We start from the raw sequence: 21,268 nt of genomic DNA, 5'->3' as shown, positions 1-21,268 counted from the left end.
CCGCCGCCGCCGCCGCCGATCTTGCTCACGGCGTCGTAATAGAAGTGCTCGTTGAAGAAGTTGCCGGGGAAGCTTTCCGGAAAGTTGACGTTGCCGGGGAGCACCGTGCACCAGCCGCCAGTGAGTTCAGCCTGCGACTTGGGGTCGCAGAAATCAACGGCGACGCCGGTGTGGTCCTGGAACCAGGCGGGGTAGCCGCCGATGGTCGGCGAGCGATCCACGGGACCCAGGCGTTCAAGGGTGGCGAAGGCCGGCGAGGCGGCAGCTGCAATGGCGAGGACCACCGCCGCCGAAATCAAATTGCGTTTCGGGTTCATTGTCTAATCCTGTGAGATGCAAAGGGGGGGATGGTGATCGCGAGCTTTACCGGATTACGCTTGCCCGCGTCCTGCCGCATTTCTTCAATCAACCAGGCCGTGCGACGCAGCCAGGTTTCGTTTGCACACCCGCGGAATGCGGGTGCGGGTTGCACTGCTCTTGCGCCGTGCCGTCGTGTGCGGCTTGCTTGTCGGCGCGTTGGGCAGCGAGGAATTCGTTGACTTTCGCGAGCACCTGCTGCGGTTGGTCAACGTCGTACAGGCGAGTCCAGCGGCCACTCTTGGAGTCGCCTATCAGGATCTGCGCCGGATGGTTTTCGGGGTTGCGGATCGTCACGCCGAAGGCCTGCTGCGCGGCGGTAACGTTGGCCTGCTCGCCGGTGAGCCACAGCCAGCCGCGCTTCGGATTGAAGTTGGCCGCGTATTCCTTCAGGCGTGCGGGCGTGTCGCGCGCCGGGTCCACCGTGAGCGAGAGCAGTCGCACGCGGTCTTCCATCAGCGCTCCGAGCTGCTCCTGCACCTGCGAGAAGGTCTGCGAAACCATTGAACAGGTGTCCGTGCAGTTCGTGTAGACGAAGGTCACGACCACTACCTTGCCCGCGACCGCATCGCTGGCCAGGCGCAGCTTGTGACCGTCCTGATCGAGCAGCTGCGTATCGGTGAGTTTGACGGGGCGCGAGGTGGCAGGCGCAGCGGACTGCGTGCCGTGGTCGTGCGAGTGCCCCTCGTGCGGCCATGCGATCGATGCGAAGCATGCAATTGCCACCAGCAAGGCTGCCTTGGTGGTCAACGTCATCTGCTTCATCCTTCGCTCTCCTCGTGGTGGATCGGTCTCCCGCGGCGCACTGCGGGGTGTAACCTGTGTTACGCAAAGAACGGGCCCAGCCTTTCGCGCCCCTCCATCCGGATGACATGCACGTGGCTTCGCACAGTGGCGCGCGCCGCCTGCAGACGCGCGATGCAGTCGCGCTTGCAATGTCATCACGCAGCCGTACAGCGCTGCGCCACGCGGCTGTAGCCGGCATCGGAATCTCTCGGGGAGCAGGTGTGTGCAGTGGGGAAGCTGCCGGTGGGTTTCCCCAACCTTGGGGGAGGCGGGGTGTGTGAAAACCCCCAACCGCCCCACTATTCGGTGCCGCCGTTGCGCAGGCTTTGATAGCGCGCCATCACCCGCGGCACGTAGTTCTGCGTTTCCGCGTTGCGCGGAATGCCGCCGCTGCGTTGCACGGCGCCCGGGCCGGCGTTGTATGCGGCAAGCGCCAAGGACAGGTCGTTGCCGAAACGCGCGAGCAGTTCCTTCAGGTAGCGTGCGCCGCCGTCGATGTTGGCAGCAGGATCGCGGGCATCCCGCACGCGCAACTCGCGCGCGGTGTCCGGCATCAGCTGCATGAGGCCGAGCGCGCCCCTGGGTGAGACGGCGGCCGCATCGAAACCCGATTCGACCTCGATCACCGCATGCAGCAAGGCCTCCGGCAAGCCATGCGCCTGCGCCGCGGCGCGCACGAGCGGCGCAAACAGCTCCTTGCGGCGCGCAGTGCTCTCCGACATGCGCTTCGCCGGCACCCGCGCGCCGGGGCTCACGGCCGGCGGCACGCTCGCAATCGCTGGCATCGGCAACGCATCGAGGTTGCTCAGGACCAGGCCCTCTTCGCCTTCGTCGCGCACGCTGATGCCGTCGGCGCCCGCGGCGTGCGCGGTGCCGATGGCCGCGAGTGCCAGCGCCACGCCGCATTGCACGATTCGGCTGGACAGGTTGCAACGATGCATGATGAACTTCCGGGTACGGCGACCCGTGAGGGGCCGAGAAGATCCGGCACGCAAGACGCGGACCACGCGCTGATGCCGGCCGGCATCAAAGTTGCGTTCCTGCACGCGTCCTTACTGAGGTGAGCCTGCCATGACCCATGCCATTCCCTTCTCTTCGCAAACTCGCCGCGGCACGCTTCGCGGGTTTACCCTGCTCGAACTGCTGGTCGTGCTGGTGGTCCTCGGGCTGCTGGTCAGCATCGTCGGTCCGCGCTACTTCAACCAGCTTGGAAAATCGGAAGCCAAGGCGGCGCAGGCGCAGATCTCCAGCATTGCCAAGGCGCTGGACATGTACCGCATCGACGTGGGCCGCTACCCCAGCACCGAGCAGGGCCTGGCCGCCCTCGGTGCCGCGCCCGCCAACGAGCCGAAGTGGCACGGCCCCTATCTGCAGAAGGCGGTGCCGAACGATCCGTGGGGCCGTGCGTATGGCTACAAGTCGCCCGGCGATACCGGCGAGTTCGACCTGCTCTCCCTCGGCAAGGACGGCGCCCCCGGCGGCACCGACGAGAACGCCGACATCAACTACAACAACAACTGACGCGACCGAAGCGACGGAGGCCGCGTGCAGTACCAGATCAAGGCGTTCCAGGGTGGCCGCGGCATCGTCCAGATGACGGTGGATGCGGGCACCGCCGAGAGTGCCCGCCAGGTGGCGGAACATCAGGGCATGCGGGTGCTGACAGTAGCGCCCGCCCGCAAGCTGTCGGCGCTGGGCGCAAGCCTCGGGCGCCGGCGCAAGTTTCCGCTGGTGCTTTTCAGCCAGGAGCTCGCGACCCTGGTCAACGCCGGCCTGTCGCTGATCACGGCGCTGGAAAGCCTGGCCGAGAAAGAGCAGGACGCGACCACGCGCAAGGTGCTCACGCAACTCGTGCGGCTGCTGTACGAGGGCAAGTCGTTCTCGTCATCGCTGTCGCAGTTCCCGGAGATCTTTCCCGATCTGTACGTGGCGCTGGTCCAGTCCAGCGAGAAGACCGGCGCGGTGAGCAGCGGGCTGACACGCTACGTGGCGTACCGCACGCGGATCGACATGCTCACGCAGAAGATCGTCGGCGCTTCGGTGTACCCGATCCTGCTGCTGGTCGTGGGCGGCGGCGTGCTGCTGTTCCTGATCGGCTACGTGGTGCCGCGCTTCAGCCAGGTGTTCGGCGACATGGGCACGCGGCTGCCCTGGCTGTCGCGGGCGCTGATGCAACTGGGCCACCTCATTCACGAGAACTTCGGCCCGATCCTCGTAGGCATCGTGCTGTTCTTCGCGGCGCTGTTCGGGCTGTGGCAGATGGTCGCCGTGCGGCAGGCCGTGGGCCGCACGATCGCGGCCCTGCCCGGCGTGCGCGACCGGGTCTTCCTGTACCACGTGACGCGGCTCTATCGCTCGCTCGGCATCCTGATGCAAAGCGGCATCCCCATCCTCACGGCCATCGGCATGGCCCGCGGCTTGGTGGGTGCGCGCATGGCGCAGCTGCTGGACCTGGCGGCGCAACGCGTGCGCGAAGGCCAGCCGCTGTCGCAGGCCTTCGAGATGAACCATCTCTCCACCCCGGTGGCCCTGCGCATGCTGCATGCGGGAGAGCAGGCCGGCAACCTGGGCGCGATGATGGAGCGCACGGCGGATTTCTACGACGAGGAAATGGGCCGCTGGATCGACTGGTTCGTGCGCCTCTTCGAGCCGCTGCTGATGGTCTTCGTGGGCGGCGTGATCGGCGTCGTGGTGGTCCTGATGTACATGCCGATCTTCGAACTGGCGGGGAGCATCAAGTAGGCAGCACCGGGCCTTCGGGCGCGGTGCTGCTGCAAGGAATTCTGAACGCAGAAGACGCAGAAGGAAGACCGAACACGCAGAAGGATGCGAGCAGGGATGTCATTCATTCATCCTGCTTTTTTCCGCGTGTTCGGTGCTTTCCTTCTGCGTCTTCTGCGTTCAAATTGCCTGGTCCGCCCACCACACGCCCCTCAGGGCGAACGACAAAAGCAAACGGCCCGCAATGCGGGCCGTTGTTCTTGAGAGGCTCAGATCTGGCCGATGGGGCTGAAGCTCGATCCGGGTTCGTCGGCCGGACGCGTGAGTCCCATCTTCTCGATGCGGTAGCGCATCATGTCGCGCGACAGGCCCAGCAGCTTGGCGGACTTGGTGACGTTCCAGCCGGTGCGCTCCAGGGTGCTCACGAGCAGCGCTCGCTCGGCCTCTGCCAGTTGCTCCATGTCGTTGCGCGGCACGGCGGCCGCCGGCCTCACGAAGCCGCGCAGGTCGCGCTGCTGCGGCATCATGGGCACCTCGGGCTCCGGAGCCAGCATGGGGCACAGCACCAGTTGCGCCGGCGTGATCACGTCCGAGGGCGCGAGCAGCACTGTCTGCTCCAGCATGTTGCGCAGCTCACGCACGTTGCCCGGCCAGTAGTACTGCAGCAGCACGTGCTCGGCGTCGTCGCTGAAGCGCAGGCCGGGCTTGCCGTAACGCCGGCCGTGCGACTCGAGGAAGTGGCGCGCCAGCAGCAGGATGTCGTGGCCGCGGCTGCGCAGCGAAGGCACGCTGACCGAGATGATGCGCAGGCGGAAATACAGGTCGCTGCGGAACGTGCCCTGCCGCACCATCGACTCGAGGTCGCGGTTGGTGGCGCTGATGATGCGCAGGTTGACCTTGCGCTCCTTCACCGCGCCGATGCGGCGTACCGTCTTCTCTTCCAGCAGCTTCAGCAGCTTGGCCTGCAGCGACAGGTCGATCTCGCCGATCTCGTCGAGGAACAGCGTGCCGCCGTCGGCCGCTTCGACCAGGCCCGTGCGGCGCTCCTTGGCATCGGTGAACGCGCCCTTCTCGTGCCCGAACAACTCGGACTCGAGCAGGTGCGAAGGAATGGAGGCGCAGTTGATCTCCACGAAGGGGCCCGAAGCGCGGGCGCCGTCGAAGTGCATCGAGCGCGCCACCAGTTCCTTGCCGGTCCCGGTCTCGCCGACGATCAGCACCGCCGGCAAGTCGCCGTCCGCCACGCGCCGCTCGGCATCGAGGATGTGGCGGATGGTGGACTTCATCTCGCGCATGTTCGCCGAATCGCCGATCAGCGCGGCGATGCCGGCACCGCTCGCCTGGCGCTGCTGATGGAACTGCAGCGCCTGCTCCATCCGGGCGGCGCCGATCGCGCGCTCGAGCAACAGGTGCAGCTCCGCCATCACCACCGGCTTCAACACGTAGTCGTAGGCACCGGCCTTCATGGCCTGCACCGCCGTCTGCGCGCTGTCGTCGCCGGTCATCACGATGCACTTGAGCAGCGGATCGACCTCGCGCATCTTCTGCATCATCTCGATGCCGGACATCCGCGGCAGGCGCTGGTCCGTCACGACCGCATCGGGATGCAGCGTGTCGGAAATGCCGAGCGCCTCTTCCGCGGTGCTGCAGGACTGCACGTCCCAGCCGTTGCGCGTGAGATACGCCGTGATGTTGCTGGCCTGGATGGCGTCGTCCTCGACCACCAGAATCATTCTTCCCATGTAGGTTCGCCTCAGGTCCTGAAATGCAGCCGGACTTCGGTGCCGGCATTCTCGGTGCTGGAGAGCGTGACGTGGCCGCCGAAGCGTTCCATCGCCCGCTGGACCATGGGCAGGCCTACGCCGAGCCCATGCGCTTTGGTGGTATGAAAAGGCTTGAACGCGGTCGCGAGCTGCTGCTTGCTCATGCCGACGCCGGTGTCGCGCACGACCAGTTCCACGCCTTCGGGTTCGCCAATCTCGTGCAGCTCGACGTCGAGCGTCCCGCCGCCCGGCATCGACTCGACCGCATTGGAAATCACGCTGTGCAGCGCCTGCCGCACGAGCGAGTTGTTGCCTTGCACCTGCGACTTCGGGCACTGCTTGCGATCCCAGCGGATCTCGATGCCCGAGCGTTCGAGCGAAGTCGCGAACGAAGCAAGCACGCCGCCCAGCACCGCGCACACGTCGACCGCCTCGGTCTCGCCGGTCAGTGGGCGCGAATACAGCAGCAGCTCCCGCACCCACTGCGACAGGAAGTCCACTTGCGTGATGATGTCCTGCGCGTTCTTGCGCACCGGCAGGTCGTCGGTGCACAGCGCCAGTTCGGCGCTGGAGCGCACGCTGGCCAGCGGATTGCGCAGGCTGTGCGCCAGCGCCGTCGCCATTTCGCCGGCGAACATCTGCGACTGCGCGTCCACGAGCTGCCGCTCCTGCTGCTTGAGCAGGCGCGAGCCGCGGCGGATGATGCTGAACAGGCCCAGGTAGATCACGATGCCGCCCGCGAGCGTGGTGGCCCACACCAGCAGCTGCCCGGTCTGGATGGCGGCCATCAGGTTGCGCGGCTCCTTGTACACCTCGACCACGGCCACGATTTCGCCCTTGCTGTTGGGCAGCGGCACGTAGTTCTCGATGAAGAAGTCCTTGGGCTCCACCACGAAGCGCTGTTCCTCGCGCTGGCCGATGTTGCTGGAATGATGGCGCGCGACGTCGGCCTTGGAGGCGAAGGCCTCGTCGAGTTCGTCGTTGGGCGGCGCCTGCGTGCCGATCAGCGCGCGATTGGTGGACCAGACGATGCGACCGTCGCGCGCATAGACCGTGGTCAGCAGCACGTCGGGCAGCGTTTCCAGGTGCTCGTAGACCTCGGCGCGCGCCTGCGCCACCGCCTTCGGGGTGAGGCCCGCCGGCGCGGGATCGACGCGTGGATCCAGGTACTGCGACAGGCCGACGGCGCCGATCTGCGCGGCCTCGACGTCCAGGCAGTTCTGGATGAACTGCGCCGTCAGCAGCGCGTCACGCTGCAGCGCCTCCTGGGTGATGTAGTGCGAAAGGATCGAACCCGTCACTGCCGCAACCGGCAACAGCGCAGCCAGGCTGGCGATGGAAAACCACCGCAGCAGATTGAAGGGTCTCGCGTCCCTGCTGGCACCGGCGGCCTCCATGCCGCCCGGGGCAGCGGACGCAGGCGCTGGCATGGCAGCCTGGGGCACGGCCTTCGGCCTTTCGAAAGTACGACGGCGCGGTAAACCGCGGCCCAGAACGCCGGCGAATTGCTTCACGGCTCCTCCTGCTGTCTTCTTTGCGAGTCGCTTGACCTCCCAAGTCCGCGCCCGTTTTTATTTGTAAGCTCGGTTTCATTATGGGCGCGCGGCTGGCGATAAGCAATTTGCAAGCAGAAGTCGGCACGAAAGTGCCGCGTTGCTCCAACTTTTTTACCTTTTGCACTACGTCGGGAATTTGGCGGATTGACAGGGGCCAAATTGTCATCGACGCGGTTCCGCCGCTGCCCAGCGCCCCCGCCTTGCGCGGGGCCAGGAAAAAGGCCTCGCCGTTGTGCGGCGAGGCCTTCGAATGGGTGGCGGAGTGGACGGGACTCGAACCCGCGACCCCCGGCGTGACAGGCCGGTATTCTAACCAACTGAACTACCACTCCACGCGGTGCAGCGTCTGCCCTTGCGGGCCAAGTGCTGCGGCCTTGCTGCCGGTACAACTTGCGTTGTGTGGCGACCCTACGGGGATTCGAACCCCGGTACTCACCGTGAAAGGGTGATGTCCTAGGCCTCTAGACGATAGGGTCACAACCTGGACGAACTCAACGAAAACCTGGTGGAGGTAAGCGGGAGCTAACCGCTGACATCTTGCATGCCATGCAAGCGCTCTCCGAGCTGCGCTATACCCCTGGGCCTTCGTCCTCGCTAAAAGAAACACGGGCCGAAGCCCGTGTCCGTTTTCGAATGACTGGCGGAGTGGACGGGACTCGAACCCGCGACCCCCGGCGTGACAGGCCGGTATTCTAACCAACTGAACTACCACTCCACGCGGTACAGCGTCTGCCCTCGCGGGCCAAGTGCTGCCGTCTTGTTGCCAGTTCAACTTGCGTTGTCTTGGCGACCCTACGGGGATTCGAACCCCGGTACTCACCGTGAAAGGGTGATGTCCTAGGCCTCTAGACGATAGGGTCAAAACCTTTGGACGAATCTTTCGATTGGCCTCTCGACACTTGTGGTGGAGGTAAGCGGGATCGAACCGCTGACCTCTTGCATGCCATGCAAGCGCTCTCCCAGCTGAGCTATACCCCCTGCCGGTGTCGAGCCTCGAATTCTACACTGAAATCAGGCCTTCCCGAGCTGCTCGAGCACACGTTCGCGCAGGCTCAGTGCCAGCACCGCGTCGAGCGAAGGCGTTTGCGCGGTACCCATCACGAGCACGCGCACGGGCATCGCCAACTGCGGCATCTTCAGGCCGGTGGCGCGCAGCGTTTCCTTCACCGCCTCGGTGATGTCCTCGCGCGTCCAGGGGCAGGCCGCGAGCATGCGCGCCAGCATCGAGATCGCCGGCCGCACGCCATCGGTGATGTGCCTGGCAACTTCCGCAGGATCCGGCGTGACGGGGCTGTAGAAGCGCGCCGCCCAGTCGGCGAGCAGCACGGTGGTATCGCAGCGATCCTTCAACAGGCCGCAGATCGCCGGCAGGCGGGCATCGGCCGCGATGCCGCGCTGCCTGAGCAAGCCGGTGACGAGCAGCGCGAGCTCCTCGTCCGCGCTGGCCTTCATGTGTTGCGCGTTCACCCAGCGCAGCTTGGCCTCGTCGAACTGCGCCGCGCTGCGGCCCAGGTGGTCGAGGTTGAACCACTGCAGGAACTGCTCGCGGCTGAAGATCTCGGCATCCCCGTGCGACCAGCCCAGGCGCGCCAGGTAATTGACCATCGCCTCGGGCAGGAAGCCTTCGTCGCGGTACTGCGTGACCGGCTTGGCGCCGTTGCGCTTGGACATCTTCTCGCCCTGCTCGTTCAGCACGGTGGGCAGGTGCGCGTACACCGGCGGCTCCTTGCCCAGGGCCCGGAAGATGTTGATCTGGCGCGGCGTGTTGTTCACGTGGTCGTCGCCGCGGATCACATGGGTGATCTCCATGTCGATGTCGTCGACCACCACGCAGAAGTTGTACGTCGGCGTGCCGTCCGGCCGCGCGATCACCAGGTCGTCAAGTTCGTCGTTGCTGATCTCGATGCGGCCCTTGACCTTGTCGTCCCACACGACCGAGCCGCCGACCGGATTGCGGAAGCGCCACACCGGCTGCATGCCTTCGGGAACGGCCGGCAAGGTCTTGCCCGGCTCGGGGCGCCAGGTGCCGTCGTAGCGCGGCTTCTCCTTGTTGGCCATCTGCCGCTCGCGCAGCGTGTCGAGGTCGGCCACGCTCATGTAGCAGGGATAGACCAGGCCCTGCTCCTGCATCTGCGCGATCACCGTGCGATAGCGGTCCATGCGCTGCATCTGGTAGAACGGCCCTTCATCCGGATCCAGCCCCAGCCAGCGCATCCCTTCGAGGATGACGTCGACCGCCGCCTGCGTGGAGCGCTCGAGGTCGGTGTCCTCGATGCGCAGGATGAAGGTGCCGCCCTGCGAGCGCGCGAAGGCCCACGGGTACAGCGCCGAACGGATGTTGCCGAGATGGATGAAGCCGGTCGGCGACGGCGCGAAACGGGTTCTGACTTTCACAGCTTGTCCAGTCCGCGCGCGAGATCGGCCTTGATGTCGTCGCCGTGTTCCAGGCCCACGGCCAGCCGGATCAGGCCCTGGCCGATGCCGGCGGCCTGCCGCTGCTGCTCGCTCAGGCGTCCGTGCGAGGTGGTCGCCGAGTGGCTGATGATGGACTTGGTGTCGCCGAGGTTGGTGGCGATGCTGATCACTTCGACGCTGTCGATCACCTTGAACGCATGGCGCCGCAGCGTGTCGGGATCGCTGCCGCGCACGTCGAAGGAGACGACCGCGCCGCCCAGGCCGGACTGCTGCTTCATCGCCAGCGCGTGCTGCGGATGCGACTCGAGGCCGGGGTAGTACACGCGCGTGACGGCAGGATGCGATTCGAGGAAGTGCGCGATCGCCAGCGCGTTGGCGCACTGCGCCCGCATGCGGATGCCCAGCGTCTCCAGGCCCTTGAGAACCACCCACGCATTGAAGGGCGCGAGTGTCATGCCCGCCGTGCGGACGATGGGCGCGAACACGTCGGCGATCATCTTTTCCGGGCCGCAGATCGCACCGGCCATCACGCGGCCCTGGCCATCGAGGTATTTGGTCCCCGAGTGGATCACGAGATCGGCACCCAGCTCCGTGGGACGCTGCAGCGCGGGCGAGCAGAAGCAGTTGTCGACGGCGAGCAGCGCGCCGGCGTTGTGCGCGACATCGGCCAGTGCGCGGATGTCGCACAGGTCGGTCAGCGGATTGGTCGGCGTCTCGGCGAACAGCAGCCGGGTCTCCGGCCGCACGGCCGCCTGCCACTCCTGCAGGTCGGTCTGCGCGACGAAGGTGCTGGCCACGCCGAACTTGCCGAACTCCTTGGCAAAGAGATTGAGCGTGGAGCCGAACACCGAGCGCGAGCAGATCACGTGGGCGCCCGCTTTCAGCAAGCCCATTCCCAGCAACAGGATGGCGGCCATGCCGGTGGCGGTGGCGATGGCGGCTTCGGTGCCCTCCATGGCGGCCAGCCGCTGCTCGAAGCTGGAGACCGTGGGATTCGAGGTGCGGCCGTAGGTATAGCCTTCCTGCGGGTTGGCGAAGCGGCGTGCCGAGGTTTCGGCATCGGGCTGCACGAAGCCGCTGGTGAGATACAGCGCCTCCGAGTTTTCACCCCACTGGCTGGCGGGCAGCGCGGTGCGCACGGCCAGGGTGTCGCGGTGCAGACCGGGGGGAAGGGTCTTGGCCTTCATGTCAGGCTTCCTGGGGATTCGGGATGGACAGGCGCGTGGTGTTCTCTTCCAGCGGGTCTTCCTGGCCGATGCGCGCCTCGTTGATGCGGGAGATGTCTTCGGGGTTGATGTCGCCGGTCACGTAGACGCCGTCGAAGCACGAGGCATCGAAGCCGCTGATCTGCGGGTTGAGCTTGCCGATAGCGTTCTTCATGCCTTCGACATCCTGGTAGATCAGTGCGTCGCAGCCGATGATCTGGCGCACCTCCTCCACCGTGCGGCCGTGCGCCACGAGCTCGGCCGAGGTCGGCATGTCGATGCCATAGACATTCGGAAAGCGCACCGGCGGCGCGGCACTGGCCATGTAGACCTTGCGGGCGCCGGCGTCGCGTGCCATCTGCACGATCTCGCGGCAGGTGGTGCCGCGCACGATGGAGTCGTCCACCAGCAGCACGTTGCGGCCCTTGAACTCGCTGGTGATCACGTTCAGCTTCTGGCGCACGCTCTTCTTGCGCACCGACTGCCCGGGCATGATGAAGGTCCGGCCGACATAGCGGTTCTTCACGAAGCCTTCGCGGTACGGCAGGCCCAGCAGCTGCGCCAGCTGCATCGCGCTCGGGCGGCTCGATTCCGGAATCGGGATCACGACGTCGATCTCGTTCGGCGGCACGGTGGAGATCACGCGCTTGGCGAGCGTCTCGCCCAGGTTCAGCCGCGCCTGGTAGACGGAGATGCCATCGAGCTCGGAATCCGGACGCGCGAGGTAGACGTATTCGAAGATGCAGGGCGACAGCTGCGGCCGCTCGGCGCATTGCTGCCGGTGCACCTGCCCCTGCAGGTCCACGAACACCGCCTCGCCGGGTGCGACGTTGCGCTCCAGCCGGTGGCCGGTGCCTTCGAGCGTGACCGACTCGCTGGCCACCATCACGGTGCCCTCGGCACTGCGGCCGAGACAGAGCGGGCGAATGCCGTACGGATCGCGGAAGGCCAGCAGCCCGTGGCCGGCGATCAGCGTCACCACCGCATAGGAGCCGCGGATGCGCCTGTGCACGTTGGCCACCGCCGTGAACACGTCCTGCGGCGTGAGCGCGATGCCGCGCGTGGTGCGTTCCAGTTCGTGCGCGAACACGTTGACCAGCACCTCGGTGTCGCTCTCGGTGTTGATGTGCCGGTGATCGGTGGAGAACAGCTCCGCCTTCAGTGCCTGCGCGTTGGTGAGGTTGCCGTTGTGGGCCAGCGTGATGCCGAAGGGCGCGTTCACGTAGAAGGGCTGCGCCTCCTCTTCGCTGTACGCATTGCCCGCGGTGGGATAGCGCACCTGCCCCAGGCCGACGTTGCCGGGCAAGGCCCGCATGTTGCGCGTGCGGAAGACGTCGCGCACCATGCCCTTGGCCTTGTGCATGTAGACCTTGCGGCCCTGCAGGGTGACGATGCCGGCCGCGTCCTGGCCGCGGTGCTGCAGCAGCAGCAGCGCGTCGTAGATCAACTGGTTGCACGGGGCCTGGCTCACTACCCCTACGATTCCGCACATAGTTCCGACTTTCCAACCGCCTGCGCGATTTTTCAGAGTTCCCGGGCCGGCAGGAAGGTGCCGAAGCGTTCGGGCACCACCGGCTTCAATCCACGCAGGGCCGCGGTCGCGGCCCCGGACGTCATCGATTCCGTCCACCACACGCCGTTCTTGAGGCCGGTGAGATGGACCACCACGGCCAGCGCCAGCACCGCCAGCAGGCCGCGCACCAGGCCGAACACGCCGCCGAGCGCCCGGTCGATCGGCCGCAGCCCCACGGCTTCGACCAGTTGCTTCGTCAGCCACGCCACCAGGCCGCCGGCGAACAGGGCCGCGATGAACACCACCACGAAGCCCGCAGCGTACTGGACCGACGGGCTGGCGCGGCTGAACGGCATCAGCGCCGCCGCGCGCGGCGCGAGCCACTGCGCCAGCACGAAAGCCGCCAGCCAGTTCAGCACCGACAGCACCTCGTACACGAGGCCACGCCACAATCCCAGCAGCACCGACGCTGCCAGCAGGGCCACCACCACCCAGTCCAGGACCGCCACTACAGAGTGAGGATGGCGGCGGGCAAATCCAGCCCCTTGATCTTTTCGGCCGCCTTGTCCGCCTCGGCCTTGGAGGCGAACGGGCCCGCGCGCACGCGGATGCGGGTGCCGTTCTTCGTCTCGGCGACGTTGGTGTAGTTCTTCAGCCCCGCGCGCTCGAGCTTCTGCTGCGCCATCCTGGCCTTGTCCTTCTCGGCAAACGCGCCGACCTGCACCACGTAGCGCACGCCGTCGGCCGCGGCATCGATGGACTTGCCCGCCAGCAGCGCGCGCGCCTTGGCCGCGTCGGCCACCTTCGGTTCGGGTTTGCTTTCGGCCCGGGGTTCCGGCTTTTTCTCCGGCGCGGGCTCGGCCTTGGCGATCCGCGGCGGCGCAGCGGGCTTTGCCACCGGCACGGCGGCCTCGGCCTCGGCACGGCTCTCGGTGATCACCGGGGCGGCAGGTGCGGCGGGCGGAGTGACCTTGCCGGCGGCCACGGCGGCGGGTGCCGGCGGCGCGGGCGGCAGCGGCTTGACCTTGTTGCGGTCCGGGATCTCGATGGGGATGTCGACCGCCACCGGGCGCGGCTGCGTGTCGAACAGGATCGGAAAGCCGACGACCGCCACCAGCACCAGCACCACCGCGCCGATCAGCCGATGGCGCGCGCGGCGGCGCATCACTTCGATGCTTTCGGCGGGAGCGGCTATCACCGGCTCGTCGACCTTTTTCTTGCGCGACTTGAACAAGGCCATGGAGATGAGGGTCAGCCGAGATGCTTGGCGGACAGACGGGGCACGCCTTGCGTGAGGACGCCGCCCACCGTGTAGAACGATCCGAAGACCAGGATTCTATCAGCGGGCTCTGCAGCGGCCACCGCGGCCGCCAGCGCATCCCGCGGGCTGGCATGGACACTGGCCGGCAGCTTGCGCTGGCCGGGCGTCGCCTGCCATTGCAGCAGCAGCGCCTGCGCGCTGGCCGCGCGCGGCGTCGGCAGGTCGGTGAAGTACCAGCGATCGATGATGGGCCCGAGCTTGGCCAGCATCGTGCCCAGGTCCTTGTCGCCCATTGCGCCGAAGACCGCGTGCGTGGCCGGATAGAAGCCCATCGCGTCGAGATTGGCCGCGAGCGCCGCCACCGCGTGCGGGTTGTGCGCGACATCGAGCACCAATGTCGGCTGGCCGGGAACGATCTGGAACCGGCCCGGCAGGTCGACCATCGCGAGACCGTTGCGGATCGCCTGCGCGGTGACGGGCAACTGCTGCCGCAAGGCCTCGAACGCGGCCAGTACGCCGGAAGCATTCAGCAACTGGTTGGCGCCGCGCAGCGCCGGATAGGCCAGGCCCGAATAGCGGCGGCCGCGGCCGGCCCAGGCCCATTGCTGCTGGTCGCCCGAGAAGTTGAAGTCGCGGCCCGCCAGCCACAAGTCGGCGCCCAGCGCGTTGGCGTACTGGATCACGCTGTGCGGCGGCATGGGATCGCTGACGATGGCGGGCTTGCCGGCACGCAGGATGCCGGCCTTCTCGCGACCGATGCTCTCGCGGTCCGGCCCGAGGTAGTCCATGTGGTCCAGGTCGATGCTGGTGATGATGGCGCAGTCGGTATCGATGGCATTCACGGCATCGAGGCGGCCGCCGAGTCCGACCTCGAGGATTGCCACATCCAGCGCGCTGGCGGCCAGCAGGCTCAGGATCGCCAGGGTGGTGAATTCGAAATAGGTCAGGCTGGTGTCCTGGCGCGCCGCTTCCACCCGCGCGAAGTGCGGCACCAGGGCATCCGGGGCGACGATCTCGCCGCCGATGCGGCAGCGTTCCTCGAAGTGCACCAGGTGCGGCGAGGCGTAGACGCCCGTGCGCCAGCCGGCCTGCAAGGCGATGGCTTCCAGCATCGCGCAGGTGGACCCCTTGCCGTTGGTGCCGGCGACCGTGACCACCGGGCAGGCGAAGCCCAGGTCCAGGCGCTGCGCCACGGCCTGCACGCGCGCCAGTCCCAGGTCGATCGTCTTAGGGTGCAGGCGCTCGCAATGCGCCAGCCACTCGCTCAATGTGTTCATGGCTCCATTGTCCAGCGTCGCGCGTCCGCGGAAAAAAAGTACCGGCAACTTGGCATGGATGAGTCGAAATAAATATCCTGACGCGAGCGAATCGAACGTTGCAGGAATCTGGAAGCCTTTGCGTGCCGGAACTGATGCCGTTGCAGGAAGAACAAGGCAGGGCCGATGTCTATGCGCTGCTTGCGGCGCTGTTGCTCGGGCCCGATGCGCAACTGATCGCCTCGCTGGCGGCGCTGCCGCGCAACGAGGCGCTCCAGGACGAACCCGAACTCGCGTGGAACGAACTGCTCGCGGCCGCGCAGCGCTGTGGCCCACAGGCGCTGCAGGAGTACGACGCGCTCTTCATCGCCGCCGGCACGCCGCGGCTCAATCCCTACCAGTGCCACTACCTCGCCGGCTGGCTCATGGACAAGCCGCTGGCGGCGCTGCGTGACGACCTGCGCCGGCTGGGCCTGGCACGGGCGCCGGGCGCCACCGAACTCGAAGACCACCTCGGCGCCCTGTGCGAAACCATGCGCGTGCTGATCGCCAGCGGCCGCAGCGCAGCGGTGCAGCAGGAGTTCTTCGAGCGGCATCTCGCCGGCTGGTCGGCGCGCTGCCTGCAGGACATCGCGACCGCGCCGGGTGCGGACTTCTACCGCGCGGTCGCCACCGTCGCCCAAACCTTCTTCGAACAGGAAGCCATGCATGTCACGACCCATCCCTGATCCCGAACGACGTCGCCTGCTGGGGCGCACGCGCAACGCCGCGGCCGCGGGTGCCGCGCTTGCCGTGCTGGGCCCCGCGGCATCGGCCGGCGCAGTGAGCGCGCCAGCCTCGGCCGCACCGCAAGCGCAAGAGCGGCCGCGGGGCTATCACGAGACCGAACACACTCGCAGGTATTACGAGCTGGCCCGGTTCTGACCATGCCCCTGCTCACCCGCAAGACTCCCGCGGGCGCCGCACCCGCTGCCCGGCGCCCCTTGCCCCGTCCGGCGGCGCAGCCCACGGTCGGCCGGCGCGGTTTTCTCCAGGCCGGCGGACTGGCGGCCGGGCTTGCCGCGCTCGTGCGCGAGCGACCGCCGCAGGTGATCGCCGAGGCGCAGGCGCAGGTCACTACGTTGCCGGGCTCCACGCCGTTCCAGATCAAGCACACCGTCTGCAGCCACTGCTCGGTGGGCTGTTCGGTGGAGGCCGTGGTGCAGAACGGCGTCTGGGTCCGCCAGGACACCGCCTTCGATTCGCCCATCAACATGGGCGCCCATTGCGCCAAGGGCGCCTCCGTGCGCGAGCACGGCCACGGCGAACACCGCCTGCGGTATCCCATGAAGCTGGTCAACGGCAAGTACCAGCGCATCAGCTGGGACCAGGCGATCAACGAGGTCGGCGACAAGCTGCTGCAGATCCGGCAGCAGGCCGGGCCCGACGCGATCTTCTGGATCGGTTCCAGCAAGCACAACAACGAGCAGGCCTACCTGCTGCGCAAGTTCGTCTCGATGTGGGGCTCGAACAACTGCGACCACCAGGCGCGCATCTGCCATTCGACCACCGTTGCCGGCGTCGCCCAGACCTTCGGCTACGGGGCGATGACCAACTCCTTCAACGACCTGCACTTCAGCAAGGCCGTGCTGTTCATCGGCTCCAATCCGGCCGAGGCGCATCCCATCTCCATGCTGCACTTCCTGCATGCCAAGGAGCTGGGCGCCAAGATGATCGTGGTCGATCCGCGCTTCACCCGCACGGCGCGCTTCGCCCACCATTACGTGCGCATCCGCCCCGGCACCGACATCGCTTTCGTGTGGGGCATGCTGTGGCACATCTTCCAGAACGGCTGGGAGGACAAGAAGTACATCGAGGACCGCACCTGGGGCATGGAAGACGTGCGCAAGGAAGTGGCGAAGTGGGACCCGCACCGGGTCGCCGACGTCACCGGCGTGCCCGAGACGGTGGTGCAACGTGCCGCGGAGATGCTGGCGAAGAACAAGCCGTCTTCGGTGGTCTGGTGCATGGGCATCACGCAGCACCACGTGGGCACCGCCAACGTGCGCGCGCTGTGCATCCTGCAACTGGTGCTGGGCAACATCGGCACGGCCGGCGGCGGCGCCAACATCTACCGCGGGCACGACAACGTGCAGGGCGCCACCGACGTCGGCCCCAACCCGGATTCGCTGCCCGGCTACTACGGCGTCGCCGAAGGCGCGTGGAAGCATTTCGCCAGCGTCTGGGGCGTCGACTATCCGTGGCTGCTCGGACGCTTCGGCTCCAAGGCGCTGATGGAGAAGCCGGGCACCACCGTCTCGCGCTGGTACGACGCGGTGCTGGAACACAAGGAGTACGTCGACCAGCCGAGCCCGCTGCGCGCATGTTTATTCTGGGGCCACGCGCCCAACAGCATCACGCGCATGCCGGACGAGAAGGCGGCGATGCAGAAGCTCGACCTGCTGGTGGTGATCGATCCGTATCCCACCATGACCGCCGCGATGCACGGGCGGCAGGACGGCGTGTACCTGCTGCCCTCCACCAGCCAGTTCGAGACGCAGGGCTCGGTGACGGCCTCCAACCGCAGCATCCAGTGGCGCGAGCGCGTGATCCAGCCGCTGTTCGACAGCAAGACCGACCACGAGATCATGTATCTCTTCGCGCGGAAGTTCGGCTTCCACGAGCAGCTGTGCAAGAACATCAAGGTGGTGCGCGACGAGCCGGTGATCGAGGACATCCTGCGCGAGATCAACCGCTCCTGCTGGACGATCGGCTACACGGGCTGTTCCCCCGAGCGCCTGAAGCTGCACATGGAGAACAAGAAGTCCTTCAGCCCCACCACGCTGAAGGCGGTGGACGGCCCGTGCGCCGGCGACTACTACGGCCTGCCGTGGCCGTGCTGGGGAACGCCGGAGCTCAAGCACCCCGGCACGCCGGTGCTGTACGACCTGTCCAGGCACGTGATGGAAGGCGGCATGCCCTTCCGCGCGAACTGGGGCGTCGAGTACAAGGGCTCCAACCTGCTCGCGCCGGATGGCTCCACCACCGCTCGCAGCGAGATCGACACCGGCTACCCCGAGTTCGACCACGTCCTGCTGAAGAAGCTCGGATGGTGGAGCGAGCTCACGCCGCAGGAGCAGGCGCTGGCCGAGGGCAAGAACTGGAAGACCGACCTCTCGGGCGGGATCATCCGCGTGACGATGGCGCACGGCTGCGCGGTCTACGGCAATGCGCGCGCGCGGGTGAGCGTGTGGAACTTCCCCGACCCGGTGCCGGTGCATCGCGAGCCGCTCATGAGCCCGCGCCGCGACCTGGTCACGCAGTACCCCACCTATGACGACAAGAAGGCGTTCTGGCGCCTGCCCACGCTCTTCAAGTCGGTGCAGGCGATGAACTTCGCCGACCAGTTCCCGCTGATCATGACCTCGGGCCGGCTGGTGGAATACGAGGGCGGCGGCGACGAGACGCGCTCGAACCCGTGGCTGGCGGAATTGCAGCAGACCATGTTCATCGAGGTCAATCCGCATGACGCGCTGCAGCTGCCCGTGAAGACGCACGAGTACGTGTGGGTCGAGACGCCTTCGGGGGCGCGGCTGAAGATCATGGTCTTCATCACGCCGCGCGTGCCCGAAGGCGTGGTGTGGATGCCGTATCACTTCGGCGGCTGGTGGATGGGCGAGGACCTGCGCAAGAACTACCCCGAAGGCGCGGCGCCCATCGTGCTCGGCGAGGCCGCCAACTGCGGCTGGACCTATGGCTACGACGCCGTGACCATGATGCAGGAGACCAAGGTCTCGCTCTGCCGGCTGGTGCGGTATTCCGGTGGTTTCGGCAAGCACAAGGAGGCGTGATGGCCGCAAGAATGAAGTTCATCTGCGACACCGAGCGCTGCATCGAGTGCAACGGCTGCGTGACCGCCTGCAAGAACGAGAACGAGACGCCGTGGGGCGTGAACCGCCGGCGCACGGTGACCATCAACGACGGCGTGCCCGGCGAGGCCTCGATCTCCGTCGCATGCATGCACTGCACCGACGCGCCGTGCATGGCGGTGTGCCCGGTCGACTGCTTCTATCACACCGAGGACGGCGTGGTGCTGCATGACAAGGACATGTGCATAGGCTGCGGCTACTGCTTCTATGCCTGCCCGTTCGGCGCGCCGCAGTTCCCGTCGTCGGGGGCGTTCAATCACCGCGGCAAGATGGACAAGTGCACCTTCTGCAACGGCGGGCCGGAGCCGGACAACAGTGAAGCGGAGTTCAAGAAGTACGGCCGCAATCGCCTGAGCGAAGGCAAGCTTCCGGTGTGCGCCGAGCAGTGCGCCACCAAGGCGCTGCTGGGAGGCGAGGCCAATCTGATCGGCGAAATCTACCGCCATCGCGTCGAGACCCGCGGCTACGGCCCCGAGCTGTGGGGCTGGGACCTCGCCTACGACGCGGGCAAGCACGGCAAGATCGGCGTCACCGGCGACGGGCCGCGCATCAACCAGATGCCCAACGTCTCGCAGAACGATCCGAGGAAGCTGCCGTCATGAAGCGCTTGCCCATCGTCGTGCTGCTGGCGGCGACGACGCTGCTGGCCGGCTGCCTCGAAGTGAAACAGCACCCGCCCTGGCGCGAGGGCAAGTACAACGGCAAGCCGGACAACCTGCCGCAGCAGCGCAACTTCCACGATGACCGGCTGGCGTGGACGGCGACCATCATCGACCGCAACTGGCTGCAGGACGAGTATCTGCGCACCTTCGACAAGGGGGCCCCGTATGAGTGAGCGCGCAAGACGCTGGCTGGCCGCGGTGACCCTGGTGCTGCTCGTCACGCCGGCGCTGCAGGCGGCGGTGCCGAACCGGGACGCGGTGCCGGCGTACGCCGAGGAGCAGACCATCCTGCAGCAGGAGAAGGACTCGCCCGAGCCCGGCCTGACCTCGCCGGCCTCCGGGCGCCACCACATGGACCGGCACTACCTGGTGCCGCCCGGGCGCAACGACGCGGAGCAGGACCTGATCCTGCAACGAGGCGGCAATACCTGGCGCACGCTGCGCAACGGGCCCGTTTCGACCGCCAGCGCCGTGGTGCTGGTGCTCGCGCTGCTGGGGATCGCGGTGGTCCACAAGGTGGTGGGCCCGTCGCTGCCCGACGAGCCCGATACCGGCCGGCGGATCACGCGCTTTCCGCGCTGGATGCGCGTTGTGCACTGGACGGTCGCGATCGTCTTCCTGTTGATGGCCTTCACCGGGCTGGTGATCTTCTTCGGCAAGAAGGCGCTGCTGCCGCTGCTGGGGCACGACCTGTTCTCGTGGCTGGCGATCGCCTCGAAGTACCTGCACAACGTGCTGGGGCCGCTGTTCCTGGTGCTTTCGGTCGTGATGTTCTTCGGCTTCGTGCGCCACAACTTCTTCCGCCCCGGCGACTGGCAGTGGCTGCGCCATTTCGGCCGGGCGCCCGGGGGCGGGCACGTGACGGCGGGCTACTTCAATGCCGGCGAAAAGCTCTGGTTCTGGGCCGGCGTCGTGCTGCTCGGACTGTTGATGTCGCTGACCGGCCTGTTGCTGGACTTCACTAATCTGCAGGCGACCCGCTATCTGCTGCAATGGGCGGACTACCTGCACGTGGCGGGCGCCACCTTCTACATCGCGGCGGCACTCGGTCACATCTACACGGGCACGCTCGGCACGCCCGGTGCGTACACCGCGATGCGGCGCGGCACGGTCGATGAAAGCTGGGCGCGAACCCACCACCGTGCCTGGTACGAGCAGGTGCGGGGCCGCGAACGGCTCGCGCAATCGGACCCTCGGGAGCTTTCATGAAGCCGCTGCTGCTGGCGGCCGGCGTGCTCGTTCTCGCGGGCTGCGGCGACTCCGCCGCGCCACCCACGAAGGACGGCGTGCTCCAGACCCGGTTCGTCGGCGATCTGTCGTCGGGCGGTCACACGAGCGGCGAAGTGATGGCAACGGCCGGCAAACCGTCGACGACGCAGCCCGGCCCGGCCGGCACGCCGGGCATCCCGAAAGGCGCCGAGGGCAACACCGGTGGCACGGCCATGGGCGGCACCACCGCGGCGACCACGCCCGGCCAGCAGCCCGCCGGCCCTGCGCCCGCTGCCGCCGCGCCCGGCCAGGCGGCAAGCGCGGCCCTGACGCCGGCGAGCGCAGCCAGTGCTCCCGCGCTCTCCGATGCGCAACGACAGCAGCAGGAACTGACGGCTTCGATGGATGCGGTGGCCGCGCGATGGCACGCACGGGCGGCGGCGCAAGGCCGCGACTCCAGCAATGCCGCGACGGGCGCTGCCGCATCGGCTCAGCCGTCGGTGACTGGCGCCCACGCGGCCGACATGACCATCCGCAGCGAGAAGTTCGGCACGGCGCCGGCCAGTACCGACGTGAAGACCGCCACCAAGCCGGCCACGCCAGCCGTGCTGGATCCCAAATCGCCCGTGCAGGCAGGCCCGAAGCCCTGACTATGA

Annotated in this window: 20 protein-coding genes and 5 tRNA genes; 9 read left to right on the top strand and 16 right to left on the bottom strand. The window is 67.2% G+C overall.

The genetic code is table 11. The features are described from left to right. From JWP60_RS18440 to JWP60_RS18430, 3 genes are all read right to left on the bottom strand, one after another. Positions 1-317: hypothetical protein (locus JWP60_RS18440; RefSeq protein ID WP_299794699.1), on the bottom strand; the 317-nt coding region annotated here is incomplete at its 3' end. 88 nt (positions 318-405) lie between these two features. Then, positions 406-1,113, bottom strand: coding sequence for an SCO family protein (locus tag JWP60_RS18435; RefSeq protein WP_299794697.1), 708 nt, complete (start codon positions 1,111-1,113; stop codon positions 406-408). Between the two features lie 329 nt (positions 1,114-1,442). Next, complete coding sequence (locus JWP60_RS18430) at positions 1,443-2,084, bottom strand: lytic transglycosylase domain-containing protein (RefSeq protein WP_299794695.1); 642 nt, start codon at positions 2,082-2,084, stop codon at positions 1,443-1,445. A gap of 130 nt (positions 2,085-2,214) precedes the next feature. Between JWP60_RS18430 and gspG the strand changes: the two genes are divergently transcribed. Continuing rightward, a complete protein-coding gene (gene gspG / locus JWP60_RS18425; protein ID WP_299794693.1) occupies positions 2,215-2,664 on the top strand; it encodes a type II secretion system major pseudopilin GspG in 450 nt (149 codons plus the stop codon). 24 nt (positions 2,665-2,688) lie between these two features. Further along, a complete protein-coding gene (locus JWP60_RS18420) occupies positions 2,689-3,885 on the top strand; it encodes a type II secretion system F family protein (protein WP_299794691.1) in 1,197 nt (398 codons plus the stop codon). 248 nt (positions 3,886-4,133) lie between these two features. On the opposite strand, the gene JWP60_RS18415 is transcribed toward JWP60_RS18420, so the two are convergent. The 13 genes from JWP60_RS18415 to folC all read right to left on the bottom strand — a co-directional run bounded on the left by JWP60_RS18415 (position 4,134) and on the right by folC (position 14,854). Then, on the bottom strand, positions 4,134-5,606 hold the full coding sequence (locus JWP60_RS18415; RefSeq protein ID WP_299794689.1) for a sigma-54 dependent transcriptional regulator: 1,473 nt from the start codon (positions 5,604-5,606) through the stop codon (positions 4,134-4,136). Positions 5,607-5,617: 11 nt separating this feature from the next. Next, the gene (locus tag JWP60_RS18410; RefSeq protein WP_299794687.1) at positions 5,618-7,057 is read right to left on the bottom strand and encodes a HAMP domain-containing sensor histidine kinase; all 1,440 of its coding nucleotides are present in this window, start codon (positions 7,055-7,057) and stop codon (positions 5,618-5,620) included. A gap of 381 nt (positions 7,058-7,438) precedes the next feature. Continuing rightward, positions 7,439-7,515 (bottom strand) — tRNA-Asp (locus tag JWP60_RS18405). A gap of 68 nt (positions 7,516-7,583) precedes the next feature. Beyond that, positions 7,584-7,659, bottom strand: a tRNA-Glu gene (locus tag JWP60_RS18400). 162 nt (positions 7,660-7,821) lie between these two features. Beyond that, a tRNA-Asp gene (locus JWP60_RS18395) sits at positions 7,822-7,898 on the bottom strand. Between the two features lie 69 nt (positions 7,899-7,967). Further along, positions 7,968-8,043: transfer RNA gene (locus JWP60_RS18390), tRNA-Glu, on the bottom strand. 42 nt (positions 8,044-8,085) lie between these two features. Then, positions 8,086-8,161: transfer RNA gene (locus tag JWP60_RS18385), tRNA-Ala, on the bottom strand. A 33-nt stretch (positions 8,162-8,194) separates the two neighbouring features. Further along, on the bottom strand, positions 8,195-9,577 hold the full coding sequence (gltX, locus tag JWP60_RS18380) for a glutamate--tRNA ligase (RefSeq protein WP_299794685.1): 1,383 nt from the start codon (positions 9,575-9,577) through the stop codon (positions 8,195-8,197). Beyond that, positions 9,574-10,785, bottom strand: coding sequence for an O-succinylhomoserine sulfhydrylase (locus JWP60_RS18375; protein WP_299794683.1), 1,212 nt, complete (start codon positions 10,783-10,785; stop codon positions 9,574-9,576). The genes gltX and JWP60_RS18375 overlap by 4 nt, the downstream gene beginning before the upstream one ends. 1 nt (position 10,786) lies before the next feature. Beyond that, on the bottom strand, positions 10,787-12,295 hold the full coding sequence (gene purF / locus JWP60_RS18370; RefSeq protein WP_299794681.1) for an amidophosphoribosyltransferase: 1,509 nt from the start codon (positions 12,293-12,295) through the stop codon (positions 10,787-10,789). Between the two features lie 32 nt (positions 12,296-12,327). Next, a complete protein-coding gene (locus JWP60_RS18365) occupies positions 12,328-12,825 on the bottom strand; it encodes a CvpA family protein (RefSeq protein ID WP_299794680.1) in 498 nt (165 codons plus the stop codon). Beyond that, positions 12,825-13,556, bottom strand: coding sequence for an SPOR domain-containing protein (locus JWP60_RS18360; RefSeq protein WP_299794679.1), 732 nt, complete (start codon positions 13,554-13,556; stop codon positions 12,825-12,827). The genes JWP60_RS18365 and JWP60_RS18360 overlap by 1 nt, the downstream gene beginning before the upstream one ends. An 11-nt stretch (positions 13,557-13,567) precedes the next feature. Further along, positions 13,568-14,854 carry a bifunctional tetrahydrofolate synthase/dihydrofolate synthase gene (folC, locus tag JWP60_RS18355; RefSeq protein WP_299794678.1) on the bottom strand — a complete coding sequence of 429 codons (1,287 nt, stop codon included), beginning with the start codon at positions 14,852-14,854 and terminating at the stop codon, positions 13,568-13,570. Positions 14,855-14,976: 122 nt separating this feature from the next. Between folC and JWP60_RS18350 the strand changes: the two genes are divergently transcribed. From JWP60_RS18350 to JWP60_RS18320, 7 genes are read left to right on the top strand one after another with little or no spacing between them, the layout of a single operon-like run. Continuing rightward, positions 14,977-15,561 (top strand): molecular chaperone TorD family protein, encoded by a 585-nt coding sequence (locus tag JWP60_RS18350; protein WP_299794677.1) that lies wholly within the window; start codon positions 14,977-14,979, stop codon positions 15,559-15,561. Further along, positions 15,542-15,757, top strand: a complete 216-nt coding sequence (locus JWP60_RS18345) for a formate dehydrogenase (protein ID WP_299794676.1) — start codon at positions 15,542-15,544, stop codon at positions 15,755-15,757. The genes JWP60_RS18350 and JWP60_RS18345 overlap by 20 nt, the downstream gene beginning before the upstream one ends. A gap of 2 nt (positions 15,758-15,759) precedes the next feature. Next, positions 15,760-18,663 carry a molybdopterin-dependent oxidoreductase gene (locus JWP60_RS18340; protein WP_299794675.1) on the top strand — a complete coding sequence of 968 codons (2,904 nt, stop codon included), beginning with the start codon at positions 15,760-15,762 and terminating at the stop codon, positions 18,661-18,663. Next, on the top strand, positions 18,663-19,343 hold the full coding sequence (gene fdh3B / locus JWP60_RS18335; RefSeq protein ID WP_299794674.1) for a formate dehydrogenase FDH3 subunit beta: 681 nt from the start codon (positions 18,663-18,665) through the stop codon (positions 19,341-19,343). The genes JWP60_RS18340 and fdh3B overlap by 1 nt, the downstream gene beginning before the upstream one ends. Continuing rightward, a complete protein-coding gene (locus JWP60_RS18330; RefSeq protein ID WP_299794672.1) occupies positions 19,340-19,576 on the top strand; it encodes a hypothetical protein in 237 nt (78 codons plus the stop codon). The genes fdh3B and JWP60_RS18330 overlap by 4 nt, the downstream gene beginning before the upstream one ends. Next, positions 19,569-20,612, top strand: coding sequence for a formate dehydrogenase subunit gamma (locus tag JWP60_RS18325; protein ID WP_299794670.1), 1,044 nt, complete (start codon positions 19,569-19,571; stop codon positions 20,610-20,612). Before JWP60_RS18330 ends, JWP60_RS18325 begins: the two co-directional genes overlap by 8 nt. Further along, positions 20,609-21,262 (top strand): hypothetical protein, encoded by a 654-nt coding sequence (locus JWP60_RS18320; RefSeq protein ID WP_299794668.1) that lies wholly within the window; start codon positions 20,609-20,611, stop codon positions 21,260-21,262. The genes JWP60_RS18325 and JWP60_RS18320 overlap by 4 nt, the downstream gene beginning before the upstream one ends. Positions 21,263-21,268 lie beyond the last annotated feature (6 nt).

Origin of the sequence: Ramlibacter sp. (genome assembly GCF_028291745.1) — a bacterium.
Lineage (GTDB): Bacteria > Pseudomonadota > Gammaproteobacteria > Burkholderiales > Burkholderiaceae_C > Ramlibacter.
Note: the sequence above shows the minus strand (reverse complement) of the source record. Positions and strands in the feature narration are given on the sequence as shown.

Bases quoted from the DNA above. Each gene is read 5' to 3' on its own strand.
- JWP60_RS18435 (WP_299794697.1), bottom strand. From the start codon at position 1,113: ATGACGTTGACCACCAAGGCAGCCTTGCTGGTGGCAATTGCATGCTTC.
- JWP60_RS18430 (WP_299794695.1), bottom strand. From the start codon at position 2,084: ATGCATCGTTGCAACCTGTCCAGCCGAATCGTGCAATGCGGCGTGGCG.
- gspG (WP_299794693.1), top strand. From the start codon at position 2,215: ATGACCCATGCCATTCCCTTCTCTTCGCAAACTCGCCGCGGCACGCTT.
- JWP60_RS18415 (WP_299794689.1), bottom strand. From the start codon at position 5,606: ATGGGAAGAATGATTCTGGTGGTCGAGGACGACGCCATCCAGGCCAGC.
- JWP60_RS18410 (WP_299794687.1), bottom strand. From the start codon at position 7,057: ATGCCAGCGCCTGCGTCCGCTGCCCCGGGCGGCATGGAGGCCGCCGGT.
- JWP60_RS18375 (WP_299794683.1), bottom strand. From the start codon at position 10,785: ATGAAGGCCAAGACCCTTCCCCCCGGTCTGCACCGCGACACCCTGGCC.
- purF (WP_299794681.1), bottom strand. From the start codon at position 12,295: ATGTGCGGAATCGTAGGGGTAGTGAGCCAGGCCCCGTGCAACCAGTTG.
- JWP60_RS18360 (WP_299794679.1), bottom strand. From the start codon at position 13,556: ATGGCCTTGTTCAAGTCGCGCAAGAAAAAGGTCGACGAGCCGGTGATA.
- folC (WP_299794678.1), bottom strand. From the start codon at position 14,854: ATGAACACATTGAGCGAGTGGCTGGCGCATTGCGAGCGCCTGCACCCT.
- JWP60_RS18345 (WP_299794676.1), top strand. From the start codon at position 15,542: ATGTCACGACCCATCCCTGATCCCGAACGACGTCGCCTGCTGGGGCGC.
- JWP60_RS18340 (WP_299794675.1), top strand. From the start codon at position 15,760: ATGCCCCTGCTCACCCGCAAGACTCCCGCGGGCGCCGCACCCGCTGCC.
- fdh3B (WP_299794674.1), top strand. From the start codon at position 18,663: ATGGCCGCAAGAATGAAGTTCATCTGCGACACCGAGCGCTGCATCGAG.
- JWP60_RS18330 (WP_299794672.1), top strand. From the start codon at position 19,340: ATGAAGCGCTTGCCCATCGTCGTGCTGCTGGCGGCGACGACGCTGCTG.
- JWP60_RS18325 (WP_299794670.1), top strand. From the start codon at position 19,569: ATGAGTGAGCGCGCAAGACGCTGGCTGGCCGCGGTGACCCTGGTGCTG.
- JWP60_RS18320 (WP_299794668.1), top strand. From the start codon at position 20,609: ATGAAGCCGCTGCTGCTGGCGGCCGGCGTGCTCGTTCTCGCGGGCTGC.